The organism is Oceanidesulfovibrio marinus, assembly GCF_013085545.1.
In the GTDB taxonomy this organism is placed as follows: domain Bacteria; phylum Desulfobacterota; class Desulfovibrionia; order Desulfovibrionales; family Desulfovibrionaceae; genus Oceanidesulfovibrio; species Oceanidesulfovibrio marinus.
In genome coordinates this window covers 2,167,492-2,183,240 of the sequence record NZ_CP039543.1, presented here as the reverse complement: position 1 = coordinate 2,183,240, position 15,749 = coordinate 2,167,492, and the positions used below count along the sequence as shown (strand labels likewise).

The 15,749-nt window shown below is 62.2% G+C and carries 13 protein-coding genes; 6 read left to right on the top strand and 7 right to left on the bottom strand.

The window, feature by feature from the left end; translation table 11 throughout:
- Positions 1-369 precede the first annotated feature (369 nt).
- From aprB to E8L03_RS09680, 6 genes are all read left to right on the top strand, one after another.
- On the top strand, positions 370-873 hold the full coding sequence (aprB, locus tag E8L03_RS09705; protein WP_144233421.1) for an adenylyl-sulfate reductase subunit beta: 504 nt from the start codon (positions 370-372) through the stop codon (positions 871-873).
- Between the two features lie 70 nt (positions 874-943).
- Positions 944-2,938 carry an adenylyl-sulfate reductase subunit alpha gene (aprA, locus tag E8L03_RS09700; protein ID WP_144233422.1) on the top strand — a complete coding sequence of 665 codons (1,995 nt, stop codon included), beginning with the start codon at positions 944-946 and terminating at the stop codon, positions 2,936-2,938.
- Between the two features lie 157 nt (positions 2,939-3,095).
- Positions 3,096-4,331, top strand: coding sequence for a CoB--CoM heterodisulfide reductase iron-sulfur subunit A family protein (locus tag E8L03_RS09695; RefSeq protein ID WP_144233423.1), 1,236 nt, complete (start codon positions 3,096-3,098; stop codon positions 4,329-4,331).
- A gap of 6 nt (positions 4,332-4,337) precedes the next feature.
- Complete coding sequence (locus E8L03_RS09690) at positions 4,338-6,638, top strand: hydrogenase iron-sulfur subunit (RefSeq protein ID WP_171267232.1); 2,301 nt, start codon at positions 4,338-4,340, stop codon at positions 6,636-6,638.
- A gap of 12 nt (positions 6,639-6,650) precedes the next feature.
- Positions 6,651-7,829: a quinone-interacting membrane-bound oxidoreductase complex subunit QmoC gene (gene qmoC / locus E8L03_RS09685; RefSeq protein ID WP_144233425.1), complete on the top strand. Its 1,179-nt coding sequence runs from the start codon at positions 6,651-6,653 to the stop codon at positions 7,827-7,829.
- Between the two features lie 47 nt (positions 7,830-7,876).
- The gene (locus tag E8L03_RS09680; protein ID WP_171267231.1) at positions 7,877-8,620 is read left to right on the top strand and encodes a hypothetical protein; all 744 of its coding nucleotides are present in this window, start codon (positions 7,877-7,879) and stop codon (positions 8,618-8,620) included.
- Positions 8,621-8,935: 315 nt separating this feature from the next.
- Here E8L03_RS09680 and ahbA read toward each other — a convergent pair whose 3' ends face one another.
- The 7 genes from ahbA to E8L03_RS09645 form a co-directional block, all read right to left on the bottom strand.
- Positions 8,936-9,394 carry a siroheme decarboxylase subunit alpha gene (gene ahbA / locus E8L03_RS09675; protein WP_144233427.1) on the bottom strand — a complete coding sequence of 153 codons (459 nt, stop codon included), beginning with the start codon at positions 9,392-9,394 and terminating at the stop codon, positions 8,936-8,938.
- Between the two features lie 83 nt (positions 9,395-9,477).
- Positions 9,478-10,686, bottom strand: coding sequence for a heme b synthase (gene ahbD, locus E8L03_RS09670; protein ID WP_171267230.1), 1,209 nt, complete (start codon positions 10,684-10,686; stop codon positions 9,478-9,480).
- 3 nt (positions 10,687-10,689) lie between these two features.
- A complete protein-coding gene (hemB, locus tag E8L03_RS09665) occupies positions 10,690-11,679 on the bottom strand; it encodes a porphobilinogen synthase (RefSeq protein WP_144233429.1) in 990 nt (329 codons plus the stop codon).
- 2 nt (positions 11,680-11,681) lie between these two features.
- Entirely contained in the window at positions 11,682-12,869 is a 1,188-nt protein-coding gene (gene ahbC / locus E8L03_RS09660; RefSeq protein WP_144233430.1) for a 12,18-didecarboxysiroheme deacetylase, read from the bottom strand.
- Positions 12,870-13,314: 445 nt separating this feature from the next.
- Positions 13,315-14,106 (bottom strand): hypothetical protein, encoded by a 792-nt coding sequence (locus E8L03_RS09655; RefSeq protein ID WP_216367959.1) that lies wholly within the window; start codon positions 14,104-14,106, stop codon positions 13,315-13,317.
- 127 nt (positions 14,107-14,233) lie between these two features.
- Positions 14,234-14,569: a hypothetical protein gene (locus tag E8L03_RS09650; protein ID WP_144233432.1), complete on the bottom strand. Its 336-nt coding sequence runs from the start codon at positions 14,567-14,569 to the stop codon at positions 14,234-14,236.
- 16 nt (positions 14,570-14,585) lie between these two features.
- The gene (locus E8L03_RS09645) at positions 14,586-15,701 is read right to left on the bottom strand and encodes a zinc-ribbon domain-containing protein (protein WP_144233433.1); all 1,116 of its coding nucleotides are present in this window, start codon (positions 15,699-15,701) and stop codon (positions 14,586-14,588) included.
- Positions 15,702-15,749: the final 48 nt, after the last annotated feature.

Here is a 15,749-nt window from a genome sequence, read left to right as displayed (position 1 = left end):
CGGGGGGGCTTGTTAATTATCTCACAATCGAACGCGAGGAATATTACAATACACTGCAATGCTTGATATTTTTGGTACAAGAAACACGAAAGAGGCCTCGTTGTGCTCACGGGCTTCGGCTGCTTGCTTCAGCCGGAGGGTTGAGCGCGGCGGGGTCTTTTTGTCGCCGGCTGCGCCCATGGCGGAGCAGGGCGGCGCTGCGTGCCCGGGCAGTGTCGAGGGTATGTAGGTTGAACGCGGCAAGGGAGTAGGCGGCGCATGGCGCTGCCTGCTTTTTGCTCCTCCGGGGAACCGGAGGAATATAGGCATCGAGATTAAATTGGCTGTGGTTTTCAACCTTAACGACATCACTGATGTGGAGGATTGAGTATGCCTACCTATGTTGATCCGGCAAAATGCGATGGCTGCAAGGGTGGCGAAAAGACCGCCTGCATGTACATCTGCCCCAACGATCTGATGATTCTCGACCCCGACGAGATGCGTGCATTCAACCAGGAGCCCGACGCTTGCTGGGAATGCTACTCCTGCATCAAGATCTGCCCCCAGGGCGCCATCACCGCCCGCCCCTACGCTGACTTCGCCCCCATGGGCGGCACCTCGATTCCGCTGCGCGGTTCCGAGGACATCATGTGGACCATCAAGTTCCGCAACGGCTCCGTGAAGCGCTTCAAGTTCCCCATCCGCACCACCGCTGAAGGTTCCATCAAGCCCTTCGAGGGCAAGCCCGAAGCCGGCGATCTGGACAGCGAGCTGCTCTTCACCGAGACCGAGCTGGTCAAGCCTGCCGAGGTTGTTGGCAAGAAGTTCGACATCGAAGCCGCCGACACCACCCAGTGCTGGATGGACATCCCCTGCGAGGGCGGCAATCGGTAGATCCGATTCTTTCAGAAGAATCGTGCGTAGTTCCTACGAATTCAACGAATTCTAATTGAGGAGATACACAATGCCTAGGATTCCCGTGAAGGAAGCACCTCGCGGTTTGGCTCTCGCCGAGCCCGAAGTCAAAGAGCATGACGTTGATATTCTGATGGTCGGTGGCGGCATGGGTAACTGCGGCGCCGCTTTCGAGACCGTGCGCTGGGCTGACAAGTACGCCCCTGATGCCAAGATCATGCTGCTGGACAAGGCCGCTCTCGAGCGTTCCGGCGCCGTTGCGCAGGGCCTGTCCGCCATCAATACCTACATCGGCGATAACGTGCCGGACGACTACGTCCGCATGGTCCGCACCGACCTCATGGGCCTGGTCCGCGAAGACCTGATCTTCGACCTCGGCCGCCACGTTGACGATTCCGTTCACCTCTTTGAAGAGTGGGGCCTGCCCTGCTGGATCAAGGACGAGAACAACAAGAACCTGGACGGCGCCGCCGCCAAGGCCGCCGGCAAGAGCCTGCGCAACGGCGACAAGCCTGTCCGTTCCGGCCGCTGGCAGATGATGATCAACGGTGAGTCCTACAAGGTCATCGTTGCCGAGGCTGCCAAGAACGCCCTGGGCGAAGAGCGCATCATGGAGCGCATGTTCATCGTGAAGCTGCTCCTGGACGCCAACGAGCCCAACCGCATCGCCGGCGCCGTCGGCTTCAACCTGCGCGCCAACGAAGTGCACATCTTCAAGACCAACGCCATGGTCGTCGCCTGCGGCGGCGCCGTGAACGTGTACCGCCCCCGCTCCACCGGTGAGGGTATGGGCCGCGCCTGGTACCCCGTCTGGAACGCCGGTTCGACCTACACCATGTGTGCCCAGGTCGGCGCCGAGATGACCATGATGGAAAACCGCTTCGTCCCCGCCCGCTTCAAGGACGGTTACGGCCCGGTCGGCGCCTGGTTCCTGCTCTTCAAGGCCAAAGCCACCAACTTCCGCGGCGAAGACTACTGCGTGACCAACCGTGCCATGCTGAAGCCTTACGAGGAGCGCGGCTACGCCAAGGGCAACATCATCCCCACCTGCCTGCGTAACCACATGATGCTCCGCGAGATGCGCGAAGGTCGCGGTCCCATCTACATGGACACCAAGACCGCCCTGCAGGAGTCCTTCAAGTCCATGTCCCCGGCCGAGCAGAAGCACCTCGAGGCCGAGGCCTGGGAAGACTTCCTCGACATGTGCGTTGGTCAGGCCAACCTGTGGGCCGCCACCAACTGCGCTCCCGAGGAGCGCGGCTCCGAGATCATGCCCACCGAGCCCTACCTGCTCGGTTCCCACTCCGGTTGCTGCGGCATCTGGGTTTCCGGTCCGGACGAGGACTGGGTTCCTGACGACTACAAGGTCAAGGCTGACAACGGCAAGATCTACAACCGCATGACCACCGTGAACGGCCTGTTCACCTGCGCTGACGGCGTTGGCGCTTCCGGCCACAAGTTCTCCTCCGGTTCCCATGCTGAAGGCCGTATCGTCGGTAAGCAGATGGTGCGTTGGATTGTGGACCACAAGGACTTCAAGCCCACCCTGAAGGACAGCGCTGACGATCTCAAGAAGCTCATCTATCGTCCGTACTACAACTTCGAGGCTGGCAAGTCCGCGTCCACCGACCCGGTCGTCAACCCCGAGTACATCTCGCCGAAGAACTTCATGATGCGTCTGGTCAAGCACACCGACGAGTACGGTGGCGGTGTTTCCACCTACTACACCACCTCGTCTGCTGCTCTGGACACCGGCTTCTGGCTCCTCGACATGCTCGAGGAAGACTCCCTGAAGCTGGCTGCCCGCGACCTGCACGAGCTGCTGCGCTGCTGGGAGAACTACCACCGCCTGTGGACCGTTCGCCTCCACATGCAGCACATCCGCTTCCGTGAGGAAACCCGTTACCCGGGCTTCTACTATCGCGCGGACTTCATGGCTCTGGATGATGCCAAGTGGAAGTGCTTCGTGAACTCCGTGTACGATCCCGAGAAGGGTGAGACCAAGGTGTTCAAGAAGCCTTACTACCAGATCATTCCTGAGTAAGGATGAACTATATTGCGGCTGCAGGTCCTTCTGGACCTGCGGCCGCTCTTTTCCTTTCGCCAAAAATGGTCTAAGCCCAAGCCCTGACGAACCTGCGTCCAAGGTCTGGGCTTAGGCCATTTTCAAGACAGGCCGCGAAAAACCACGGAGGAAAATGATGTCCAAACCGATACTCGTGATAGGTGGCGGATTCAGCGGCATTACCGCCGCCCTTGAAGCCGCCGAAGTGGGCTATGAAGTCTACATCGTCGAGAAGACGCCCTACCTTGGAGGTCGTGTCGCGCAGCTGAATAAGTATTTCCCGAAGCTTTGTCCTCCGTCCTGCGGTCTGGAGATCCAGTTTCAAAGGATCAAAAAGAATCCCAGGGTCAAATTTTTCACCATGGCCGAGGTGACCAAGGTCTCCGGCCAGGCTGGCGATTACAACGTCTCCATCCGCATCAATCCCCGGCACACTGCTCCTGCCAACGCGGATCTCTCGGCCATCGCCGAAACTCTCGACGGCGAGACCTCTAACGAGTTCAACTTCGGCCTCGACAAGCGCAAGGGCCTTTATAAGGATATGCCCTTCGCGTTCCCTGCCCGCTACGTGGTGGACAAGACGGCCTGTACCGAGGACGACCTGAACAAGGTCGCCGCCAGCCAGTATGTGGACCTCAACGAAGAGGCCAAGAATATCGAGCTCAGCGTGGGCAGCATCGTTCTCGCCACCGGCTGGAAGCCGTATGACGTGACCAAGCTCACCAACCTGGGCGCCGGCGAGGTTCCCAACTGCGTCACCAACATGCAGATGGAGCGCATCGCCGCCCCCAACGGCCCCACCAAGGGCCAGATCGTGCGTCCCTCCGACGGCAAGGCGCCCAAGAAAATCTGCTTCGTACAGTGCGCCGGCTCCCGCGACCAGAACCATCTGAACTACTGCTCCTACATCTGCTGCATGGCCTCCCTGAAGCAGGCCCTGTACGTGCGCGAGCAGTACCCGGACGCCGAGTGCACCGTCTACTATATCGATATGCGCACCCCCGAGCGCTACGACAAGTTCCGCCGCCGGGCCCTGGAGGATGAGAAGATCAACCTCGTCAAGGGCAAGGTCGCCGGCGTCGAGGCCGATCCCTCCGGTGATGTCATCGTGGAGGTCGAAGACGCTGTGCGCGGCATCAAGAAGAAAGTCCGCTACGACATGGTGGTGCTCGCTACCGGTATGCAGCCGAGCCTCGCCGGCGCCAAGCTGCCCTTCGACGTCCCCGTGGACGAGGAAGGATTCATCACGGGAGGCGAGGAAAAGGGAATATTCACAGCCGGCTGCGCCAAAAAGCCCCTGGACGTGATGAAGTCCGCCCAGTCCGGCACCGGCGCGGCGCTCAAGGCGATCCAAACGGTGAGAGGGAGGTAACGACCAATGGCCGAGAAGATAGGAGTCTACTTCGACAAGTCCTGCTTGAGCCCGGTCCTCGATGCCGAGACGCTCGAGGAGTACGTGCAGAACAAGTGGGGTGATCTCTGCCCCGTGGTCAAGAGCCACACCATGCTGCCCAGCGAAGACGGCCAGAAGATGATCCAGGCCGACATCGACGCCGGCGAGATCGACGCCGTGCTGGTATGCGGCAGCTCTCCCCGGCTGGACTGGGAGTTTTTCACCTTTGACGGCGTGCTGGTGGAGCGGGTCAACCTCCGCGAGCAGTGTATCCTTTCCTACGAGGATGCTGACGGCAACCCCATCGACCTGGACGAGGAAGCCCCCGAGGAGCTCGTGGGCATCGCGCAGGACTACATCAACATGGGCGTGGCCAAGCTGAAGTCCGGCAAGTATCCCCACCTGGACGTCGAGGAGCTCAACCGCACCATCCTCGTGCTGGGCGGCGGCTGGACCGGTCTGAATGCGGCGCTCAACACCGCCAAGGCCGGCTACGAAACCATTCTGGTGGAGCGCGAGGCCGAGCTCGGCGGCGCGGCCAAGAACTTCTACAAGACCGTGCCCCTGGGCCATCCCTACACGGAAGCCCACGAAACCGGCTTGGACAAGCTCATCGCCGAGGTGGAAGGCCACGAGAAGATCACGGTGAAGAAGTCCAGCACGCTGAGCAAACTCAAGGGCCAGCCCGGCCAGTACACCGCCAGCATCAAGAGCAGCGGCGGCGAAGAAGAGCTGCCCATCGGCTCCGTGGTTATGGCCACCGGCTGGCAGGCGCAGGACACCAAGTACCTGGCGCCCCTGGGCTACGGCTCCATCAAGGACGTGGTCACAGCCAAGGAGTTCGAGCTCATGGCCAAGGAAGGCCGCGTCAACAAGCCTTCCGACGGCAGCCCGGCCAAGAAGGTCGCCTTTGTGCTCGATCTGTCCGCCCTTGATCCGGGCGGCCGCATCTACAAGGACCTGGCCGAGTGCGAGCTCACCGAGGAAGTGGAAGGCGAGGGCGATCCCCACTCCGAGGTCGAGGTCGAGGAAATCACGCAGCGGGACTGGGAGGGCTATCAGCACCTGCCCATGTCCAACTCGGTCTCCTCTCTGGTTGCGCTGAAGCAGGCCAACTACGTGCTCGAAAAGTCCGACGACGCCATCTCGTATATCTTCTACGACTCCATGGTCGTGCAGGGCGTGTTCGAGAAGTACTACAAGGCCGCGCAGGACAAACCCGGCATGATGCTCTCCAAGGGCCGCGTCACGGCTGTGGAGGAAGCTGACGGCAGCCTCGTCGTCAAGGTTTCCGACTCCCTGTTCGGCGGCGACATCGAAGTGGCCGTGGACATGGTCGTGCTGCCCACCGGCATCGTGCCCACCTCGGCCAAGGAAGCGGTCATGCACTTCGACTACCGCCAGGGCCCGGCCTTCCCGGATCTGGCGCTGTTCGAGGGCTTTGCCGACTCCAACTACATCTGCTTCCCCTACGAAACCCGCCGCACCGGTGTGTACGCCGCCGGCGCTGTGCGCCAGCCCATGCTTCTGGACTACGCCACCGAGGACGCTGCCGGCGCGGCCCTCAAGGCCATCCAGTGCCTGGAGTCGGTCAACCGCGGCGTGTCGGTTCACCCCCGCTCGGGCGATCCGTCCTACCCGGTATTCAACTTCGTGCGCTGCACCCAGTGCAAACGCTGCACCGAGGAATGTCCCTTCGGCGCCCTGGACGATGACGAAAAGGGCACGCCGCTGCCCAACTGGAACCGCTGCCGCCGCTGCGGTACCTGCATGGGCGCCTGCCCGGAGCGCGTCATCTCCTTCGACAACTACGGGATCGGCATGATGAGCGATGTGGTCCGCCAGTACACCGTGCCGGACAGCATCGAGGAAGGCGGCCCGCGCATCCTGATCATGGCGTGCGAGAACGACGCCTACCCGGCCCTGGACATGGCCGCCATGCGCGGCAAGCACTGGAGCCCCTTTGTCCGCATCATGCCTGTGCGCTGCCTGGGCTCGGTCAACGCCATCTGGATCAAGGATGCCATGAGCCGCGGTACCGACGGCGTCATGCTCCTGGGCTGCAAGTATGGCGACGACTACCAGTGCCACTTCGTCAAGGGTTCCGAGATCTGCAACCGCCGCAAGGAGAACATCGCCGAGACGCTCAACCAGCTCGGCATCGAGCCCGAGCGCGTGGAGCAGTATGAAGTCGCCATCGACGAGTACGACAAGGTGCCGGAGCTGATCGACCAGTTCATCAAGGACGTCCTCAAGATGGGCCCCAACCCGTTCAAGGGATACTAGGAGGTCATTCGAATGCAGCGACTCAATCCCGACCCGCAATTCGTCCGGGAGCTGCAGGGGGTGGGCGGAGACGCCCTCACCAAGTGCTATCAATGCGCGACCTGCAGCGTGGCTTGTCCCATTTCGCCCTCCAGTCAGCCGTATCCCCGCAAGGAGATGATCTGGGCGCAGTGGGGTCTCAAGGACAAACTCATGTCGGATGTCGACGTCTGGCTGTGCCACAACTGCGGCACGTGCTCGGACCTGTGTCCGCGCGGCGCCCGGCCTGGTGATCTGCTGGCGGCCATCCGCAACATGACCTACCGTTCCCTGGTCGGTCCGTCCGTATTTGCCAAATGGATGAGCTCTCCGAAGTACCTGCCCATGCTCGCCGTCATCCCGGCCATCCTGTTCCTGGTGATCTGGGGCATCATGGCCGGCGTCAACGGGACGCTGTTCCCCCTCACCGAGGATGGGCACGTGGTCTACGGTCTGATCTTCCCGGGCGACTACACCATCGACCCCATCTTCATACTCGTAACGATCTATGTGCTGGTGGCGTTCTACACCGGTGTCACAAGGCTCCTCAAGCGCTTCAAACCAGAGGGCGAGGTCATCTATGTGGGCGGCAAGAAGCCCAGCGTGATCCGTTGCCTGTGGGACACCATTGTCGGCGAGATCGTCACCCATAAGAAGTTTGCTGACTGCGGCGAGGACAAGGCGCCCCGCAAGATCGGCCATCTGGCCATCTTCTACGCCTTCATCGCCTTGGCGATAGTCACGTCAATCGTGGCCTGGGGACACTGGCTGCCGGTGTTCCTCGGCTGGGGCGGTATCGAAATCCACGGCATCCACACGCCCATGCCGCAGGCCTTCCCGGTCAAGGTTCTGGCCAACTTCGGCGCCATCCTGGGTCTCGTGGGACTCACCGTGCTGACCGCGAACCGCGTGGCCAAGGATCCCAAGAAGACCGAGAGCAACTACTACGACTGGTATCTGCTCGGCGTCATCTGGGCCATCTTCCTGACCGGTATTGCCTGTGAGCTCCTGCGGCTGGCGAACTTCAAGTACCTGGCCTACCCCACCTACTTCGTGCACCTGGTGGCGGTGTTCATGCTCATCGGCTACCTGCCTTGGTCCAAGCTCGGCCACCTCGTCTACCGGACGGCCGCGCTGACGTATGCCCGCTATCTGGGCCGCAAGGTCATGTAGTGTTCTGGATTAACAGGGAACAATCTTTACGATAAATGGAGGCCGTTATGTCTGACGAAGGACGCAGGGTGATCAAGATGGAGTCCATCCTGGCCCTCATGGCTGGCAAGAGCGGCGGCGAAGTGTCCGACCTGCTCGCCTTCCTGACCCAGCGTGATCTGAACGCCGAGGAAGAAAGCGTGGTCCAGCCGCTGGCCAAAGCCTGGCTCATGAGCAAGCTCCCCGGACTCATCGATGTCGAGTTCGAAGAGAGCGAGATCTACGAGAAGTGGATCGCCAGCCAGTCCAAGAAGCTGGGCGGCGACAACGTGTCCATCGCTCCCATCCCCGAGAGCGAAATGGCGCCCATCAATGTGGTGCTCGATACGCTGCGCAGCAACGATGCGACCGTCAAGGAGCAGGCTGCCAGGGTGGCCGAGCTCGAAGCCAAGGTGGAAGAGCTGGAGCCCTACGTGGGCAAGGCCGAGAAGCTTGAGAAGGAAGTGGAGCAGCTGAACTCCAAGATCGAAGCCCTTGAGGCCGAAAAGGCCGAGCAGGCCGGGCAGATCGCCGAGTTCGCCGGCAAGCTCCCGGTCGCCGAGGATGAGCTCAACGACACCATCAAGGACATCGTCACCAAGGCGCTCAAAGACGCCGTGGCGTCCGTGCCTGTCGGCGCTGCCGCCGGTGCCGCTGCCGAGGCTGGCGAGGCCAATGCCGCCGTGGAACCCGAGGCGGAAGAAGAAGCCGGCGTGCCGGACGACTTCGGCTTCGGCTCCTCCGGCGCCGATGGCGGTGGTTTCGGCTTCTAGAGCATATTAACCTTGAAAAGGTTTAGATGCTCTTATGCATTTATCTGAAACAATAGGAATTGTTTCAGATGGGAGTCTTGCTTCAAGACGAAAATGCGCTAGGGCATACTCACCTTCGCTCTCTTAAAAAATAAAAACGCCCCGATGCCGGCTCGGCATCGGGGCGTTTTTTCTGTGGGGTTGGCGATGCGAGGGCTTAGCCCTCGCGCTCCCACCAGGGAGCATTGCTCCCTGGACCCAAAATTGGGGTCCGGGGACCAGTGGTCCCCGGCAGGGGGCGTGGGGGACAGCGTCCCCCGGTATGGTGGAGAATCGCTACTCCTCGTCGTCCTCCATCTTGAACTCGACCTTGATCTTGTAGAGCCGCTCGGCAGGCATGTTGAGCACCTCGATGCCGGTCTTTGCGCTGATCTCGGCCAGGGTGTCGCACACGGCGTCCCAGGACGGGCCGATGAAGGTGAACCAGACGTTGTAGTAGTGGTCGCGCTGATAGTTGTGCGTCACGCCGACGTACGCGTTGACGGTGTCCACAAAGGACTCCAGCTTTTCCTGGGGCACGTGGGCGGCGCAGAGGGTGGAGCGGAAGCCCAGCTTCTTGGACTGGAAGTTGGCGCCGATGCGGCGGATGATGCCTCGGCCGCGCAGGGCGCGCACCCGAGCCAGCACCTCGGCCTCGGTCATGCCGATCTCGTCGCCGAGGACCTGGTAGGGCCGCGGCGCCAGGGGGAAGCCAGACTGGATGCGGTCGAGGATCTTCTTGTCGTAGGAGTCCATAGCGTGATCCAAGTGGGTTCGTGTTCAGATGACCTGAAAGCTGTCGCGAGTGGCGCGTCAAATCCGGGCAGTGGTTCGGCGCGTTACTCGCTGTCGTGGCGGAGCTTCTTGGGCGTGTAGGAGCAGAGGGGCTCCTCGGCCATGTAGTTGCCGCGCATGGTCTGGGCGCGGGCGCGGCAGCCGCCACACACGCGGTGGAACTCGCACGGGCCGCACTTGCCCTCGTAGTCCTTGGGGTTGCGGAACTTCTTGAACGGTACGGAGTTCTTCCAGATCTCGGGGAAAGGCGTCTCCTTGATCTGGCCGCAGTCCAGGTCCAGGTAGCCGCAGGGCTGCACCTGGCCGGTGTGGGAGATGAAGCAGAAGCCGGTGCCGCCCAGGCAACCGCGGGTCATGGCGTCCATGCCGAAGTTCTCGCGCGAGACGGAGACGCCTTCCTCGGACGCGCGCTGGCGCATGATGCGGTAGTAATGGGGCGCGCAGGTGGCCTTCAGGTGCATTTTCGTGGTCTTGCGGAAGTCGTAGAACCAGTTGAGCACCTGCTCATATTCTTCGGCGCCGATGACCTCCTCGCGGATGGAGGCGGCGCGGCCCGTGGGCACCAGCATGAAGATATGCCACGCTGCAGCGCCGAGGTCCTCGGCCAGGTGGAATATCTCCTTGAAGTTGTGCATGTTGTTGCGAGTGACCGTGGTGTTGATCTGGAACTCCATGCCGGCATCCTTGAGATACTGGATGCCGCGCAGAGCGGCGTCGAAAGCGCCCTCGCCCCCACGGAAGGGGTCGTGGCTGGCGGCATTTGGGCCGTCGATGGAGATGGAGCAGCGCTGGATGCCCGATTCCCTGATTTGGCGCGCGTTCTCCGGCGTGATCAGGGTGCCGTTGGGCGCCATGACGCAGCGCAGGCCCTTGTTGTTGGCGTAGGACACGAGCTCGAAGATGTCCTCGCGTAGCAGGGGCTCGCCACCGGTGAAGATGATGATGGGGTCGCCCACCTGGGGGAAGGTGTCGATGAGCGCCTTGCATTCCTCGGTGGAGAGCTCGCCCGGATACGGCTCCATGTGCGCCTCGGCGCGGCAGTGCACGCAGGCCAGGTTGCAGGAGCGCGTGACCTCCCAGGCGATGAGCCGGCAGGCAGGCGTGCCTTCGTCGTCAATGGCGGCGGGTGGTCCGCCCTTGCCGTGGGGATGGCCCTGGAGCTTCGAACCGGGATGCTCTCCGGCGTGGCCGCCGGGATGTCCGGCGGCGTGGGCATGCGTCTGTTGTGCGGAATCCTTTGTGTCGGGAGCCATGTGTTACCGTAAGGGTATGAGCTCCTTTTCCAGAAGCTCGGTGGTAAAGTAGCTGAAGATGAGGTCGGCGCCGGCGCGCTTGATGGCCGTGAGCGATTCCAGGGCGGTGGCGATGGGATCGAGCCAGCCTTCCTTGGCTGCGGCCTTGATCATGGAGAACTCGCCGCTGACCTGGTAGGCGGCCAGGGGGCAGTCGAAACGCTCGCGCAGGTCGCGCAGGATGTCCAGGTAGGGCAGGGCCGGCTTGACCATCAGGGCGTCTGCGCCCTCGTCCAGGTCGGCAGTTGCCTCGCGCAGACCCTCGCGCGCATTGGCCACGTCCATCTGGTAGCTGCGGCGGTCGCCGAACGAGGGGGTGGACTCGGCAGCCTCGCGGAACGGGCCGTAGAAGGACGAGGCGTACTTGACCGCGTAGGAGATGATGGGCACGTGGCTGTAGCCGTCCTTGTCCAGGATATCGCGGATGGCCGCCACGCGGCCGTCCATCATATCGGAGGGCGCCACGATGTCCGCGCCGGAGCGGGCATGGGAAAGCGCCGTGCGGGCGATCAGCTCCAGGGTGGGGTCGTTCTGCACCTCGCCGTTGCGGATGAGGCCGCAGTGGCCGTGGGAGGTGTACTCGCACAGGCAGACGTCGGTGACGACCACGAGCTCGGGGAAGGTCTCCTTGAGCTCGCGCACGGCCTGCTGGACAATGCCTTCCTCGGCATAGGCCTGGGAGCCGCGCTCATCCTTTTCCTTGGGAATGCCGAAGAGCAGGACGGACTGCAGACCCGTGTCCACGGCCTTGCGCACGGTCTCCACAAGCGCCGAGAGGCCGAGCTGGTACTGCCCCGGCATGGAGCCGATGGGCTTTTCGACCTCGGGGTTTTCGTGCTCAAGCACGAAGTACGGCTGAACCAGGTCGCTGGCGGTAAGCCGCGTTTCCCGGAACATGGCGCGGAGCGTCTCGGTACGGCGGAGGCGGCGCCCACGATGGAATTGGCATTCCATGGCTACTCTCCTCGGCTGATTTCCTCGTCGGTCAGATAGCAGGCCGGATCCTCGGCCCAGACGTCACCGTAGTAAGCCTCGGCGCGGGCGCGGAAGTTGCCGCCGCAGATGTCCAGGAAGCGGCACTCGCGGCAGCGTCCCTTCACATGCTGGCGCTTGTCCTTGAGCTGGGGCAGGAGCTCCAGGTTCTCGTCCATCCAGATTTCTGAGAAAGGCCGCTCCAGCACGTTGCCGAAGGTGTGGTTGCGCCAGAACTGGTCGGCGTGCACCTGGCCGTCCCAGGAGATGCAGCCGATGCCGCGGCCAGAGTTGTTGCCCTCGTTGAAGGACAGAAGCTCCATGACCTCCGCGGCGCGCTCGGGGTCCTCGCGCAGCAGGCGGAAGTAGACGTGGGGGCCGTCGGCGTGGTTGTCCACGGTGAGCACTTCCTTGGGCATGCCGGCGTCGTGCAGCTCGCGGGTCTTGTCCATGATCAGGTCGACCACGTCGCGGGTTTCCTTGTGGCCCAGGTCTTCCTTGATGAGCTCGGAGCCGCGGCCGGAGTAGACGAGGTGGTAGAAGCAGATGCGGGGAATCTCGCGCTCGCGGATAAGGTCGAAGAGCAGCGGAATTTCCTGGGCGTTGCGCTTGTTGATGGTGAAGCGCAGGCCCACCTTGAGGCCCTCGTTCTGGCAGTTCTCGATACCTTCCATGGCCTTGTCAAAGGAGCCGGCCACGCCGCGGAATTTGTCGTGGATCTCGCGGCCGCCGTCCATGGAGATGCCCACGTAGGAAAGGCCGACTTCCTTGAGCTCGCGGGCCTTTTCCTTGGTGATCAGCGTACCGTTGGTGGAGATGACCGCGCGCATGCCTTTCTCGACCGCGTAGTTGGCCAGCTCGGTGAGGTCCTTGCGCACCAGGGGCTCGCCGCCGGAGAAGAGCATGACCGGCGCGCCGAACTGGGCGAGGTCGCGGATGATCTCCTTGCCCTGCTCGGTGGAAATGGCGTCGCGGCCGTCTTCTTCCAGGGCCTTGGCGTAGCAGTGCACGCACTTCAGGTTGCAGCGGCGGGTCATGTTCCACACGACCACGGGCTTCTTGTCCTTGGAGAACTGGAGCAGATGGGAAGGGAGATTGCCGGAGTCGCGGCCGTAGCGGAGCGCGTCCGAGGGCTCGACCTGGCCGCAATAGAGCTTGGAAATACCTATCATGAGTCTACCTTGCGTTTGGGTGTGGCTTCGCCGGGCGAATCTATGCGTCGACGAGGTCAGTCCTGTACCAGAAACGGCGGCTCAAGGACAGGAAAAAGGATTGCACCGGAATCTGGCATGGATACAGGGTTTGCGCCATTGTGTTTTGCACAACCAATATAAGGACTGGGGCCGGCATGGCAAGGCCGGCTTCTGGCAGGCTGTCGAGAACCTTCCGCGGGCTGCGCTGCTGTCAAAAGTTCAGGCCCCGCGTATCTTTTCTGCGCGTCAGTCTTGAACGTTTCTTGCGCCTTGCCGGCGAGATGATTAAGCCGCCTGCCGTGAGAACTTTTTCGACAGCGTTCTGGCAGGACTGGAAAGGAAAACGGTGGGGATGTCAGCTTTCCAACACCCGGCGGACCGTAGCGCGCCGGGTGTTGGAAAAAGAGGGTTCTTTGCAGCGGGATCAGAGCAGGCTTTCGGTCACGGGAATGCGGCCCGTGTCGCCGCTCTGGAAGTCCTGTCCCTGCGGCTCCTGCCCGTTCTCACTCTGGGAGGGCGCATCGTCCAGCGTGGAGCCTTCCTTGCGCTCCATGGCGAGCTGCTTCTCCAGGCCTTTTTGTATCCACTTTTTGACGGGGTGGCTCATGGAGTACGCCAGGGAGGCGCTGACGGCGTAGAGCGGATCGTTGGGCATGGAGGACCGCTTGAGGAAGAGCACGAAATCCTTGGTGGCCTCGGGCTGCATGGAGCCGGCGTCGGAAATGGACCAGAGCAGCTGGCCGTTGTAGGCGTCGTAGATCTCCAGGCGCATGGAAAGCTCGCTCCTGCCGGCCGAACCGCCGGCCATGAGCTGCTGGACGGAGCCTGTCACGGCAAGATCAGCGCCCTTGGCCCGCGCCAGGGCAATGGCGTTGGCCTGGCCCGTGAAACGCTGGTTTTCCAGGAACTCGAAGACCGGGAAGATGCGCTCGCGCGCCCAGATTTCGAAGACGTAGCGGGAGACCTCGCGCGCATAATACGGGCCGTTGTTCATGGCCTGCTGCATGCGGAAGGGGATGAAGACTGCGGTGAGGGGCCGCGTAGGAAGCTCGGCCGGCTGGACGTATATGGCTGGCTCGTAGGGCCGTTGCACCCATTCCTCGGTGGTCAAAATCGGGGTGCTGGCGATATCGTAGTCGGCGGAAACGCCGCAGCCGGAAACGAGCAGCGCGGCGAAAAGGGCGAGGAGCGTGATGGTGACGCGCGCCGGAAACATGACGGGTGCCTCCTTGGTATACAGCATGAACAGTCCGGAACATCCGGCTAGCAATGCCCGGAGCCGAAATGGCCCTGGGCGCACGCCGTAATGGAAGCAATTTCCGCGCCAGCGGAAAGCGATGCGTCTACTGGAGCATGGACGTGGGCGAGGGAGCGGTCTGCACCGTTTCGATGAGCTGGTCGCGCGACTGGATGAGGCTCTGGCGGAGCTGCATTCGCTTTTGCGGGGAAAGGCGGCGGAACTCCGGCTTGGAGGCGAGTTTGTCCAGCTGCTCCATTTCCGCCTGGATGCGTTTGATCTTGGCGTAGAACTTGTGCTGGCGGGGCCAAAGGCGTTGGGCGATGACAGCCAGGTCGCGCAGCTCGCGAGCAAGGGAGCGGAAGGACTCGGGCTCTATCTCGCGAGCGATGCGCCGGCGTTCGCTGTGTTCTTTGAGCTTTGTTTTCAACCACTTGAACATGTACGAATCCTCCACATCATACCTGAACCATTATGCCGGTGGAGACAAGAATGACGGCCAGCATGAATAGCAGCACCAGAGGTGTGACCAGGGCGAGGATGACGCGGGGGTACGTCGTTTGGTGGACGTTCTTGTATCCAATGATAGTGATCACAAGACTCCAGACCATGGACACGCCGGGACCAACCACCGGAATGACCGCGAGAACGAGGGGGGCGGAGCCGTAGGTGGCTGCGCGGAACGTGCCCTCGAACCCCGAGGATGCGGCGCGGAAAAGGGTCAGAAACACGTGGGTGAGACCGGACGACAGCAGGATCATCAGGGCGAAGATTGCCGGATAGAGCAGTAGTGTGAGCGCAGGTGTGATGCCGAGGGAGTCCAGCCCGCCCATGGGGTTGGAGCCCATCTGCCCGAGCTGCTGATCCAGTCCGCCACCCATCTGGTCGCTGTACAGGCCGAGCATGTCCCACATGTACTGGATGATGGCATAGAACTCCGAAAGCAGCAGGTAGAAGATCATGGGCTTCATGATGCCACTGCCCACCTTCATGCTGGAGAAGAACTTGGGCGCCTTGAACATTGCCAGCCGGACGGTCTTTGCCAGACCGCCGAAAAAGCCGTGCTCCTGGAGGTTCTCCCACGGCGGGGTCACTCTCTCGCTGGATTGCCCTGCGGCGCGGCGGATGCGTCCGGACGTAGCCGGGCGGAAGTCGCCCATGCTTTCCAGGCGGTTCCAGATGTCGCCGTCGGACTTGCCGCCTTCGCCGGAGCCAGTCTGACCGTGGAGCTCCGGATCTTCGGGCTCCGGAGTAGGTATCTCGCGGGCTTCCTGTCCGGCAGGCTGCTCGTCGGGCTCCGGGTAGTAGATATCGTCGTCCTCGCCGTCGTCCGGCGTGAGCGGCGCATCCTCAGGCTGCCGGTCAGAATCTTCGTACAGCGGCGGAGGCGTTTCCCTGGGGCTGTCGGGCGCGGTGGGGGGCTCGTCCTCGAAGTGTATGGGCTGCTCCTGCGGCAGCTCGCGGAATTTGAACTTGTGGCGGCACTTGGGACACGTGGCCACCTGCGCCGTCGGTGGAATTTTATCTTCAGGGAGCTCCCGGGCAAAACCGCATTCGGGGCATACTATCTTCATGAGTTGAGTATCCTCGAGGTAGCGTTGCGACACTCGGGTGTCGAGACA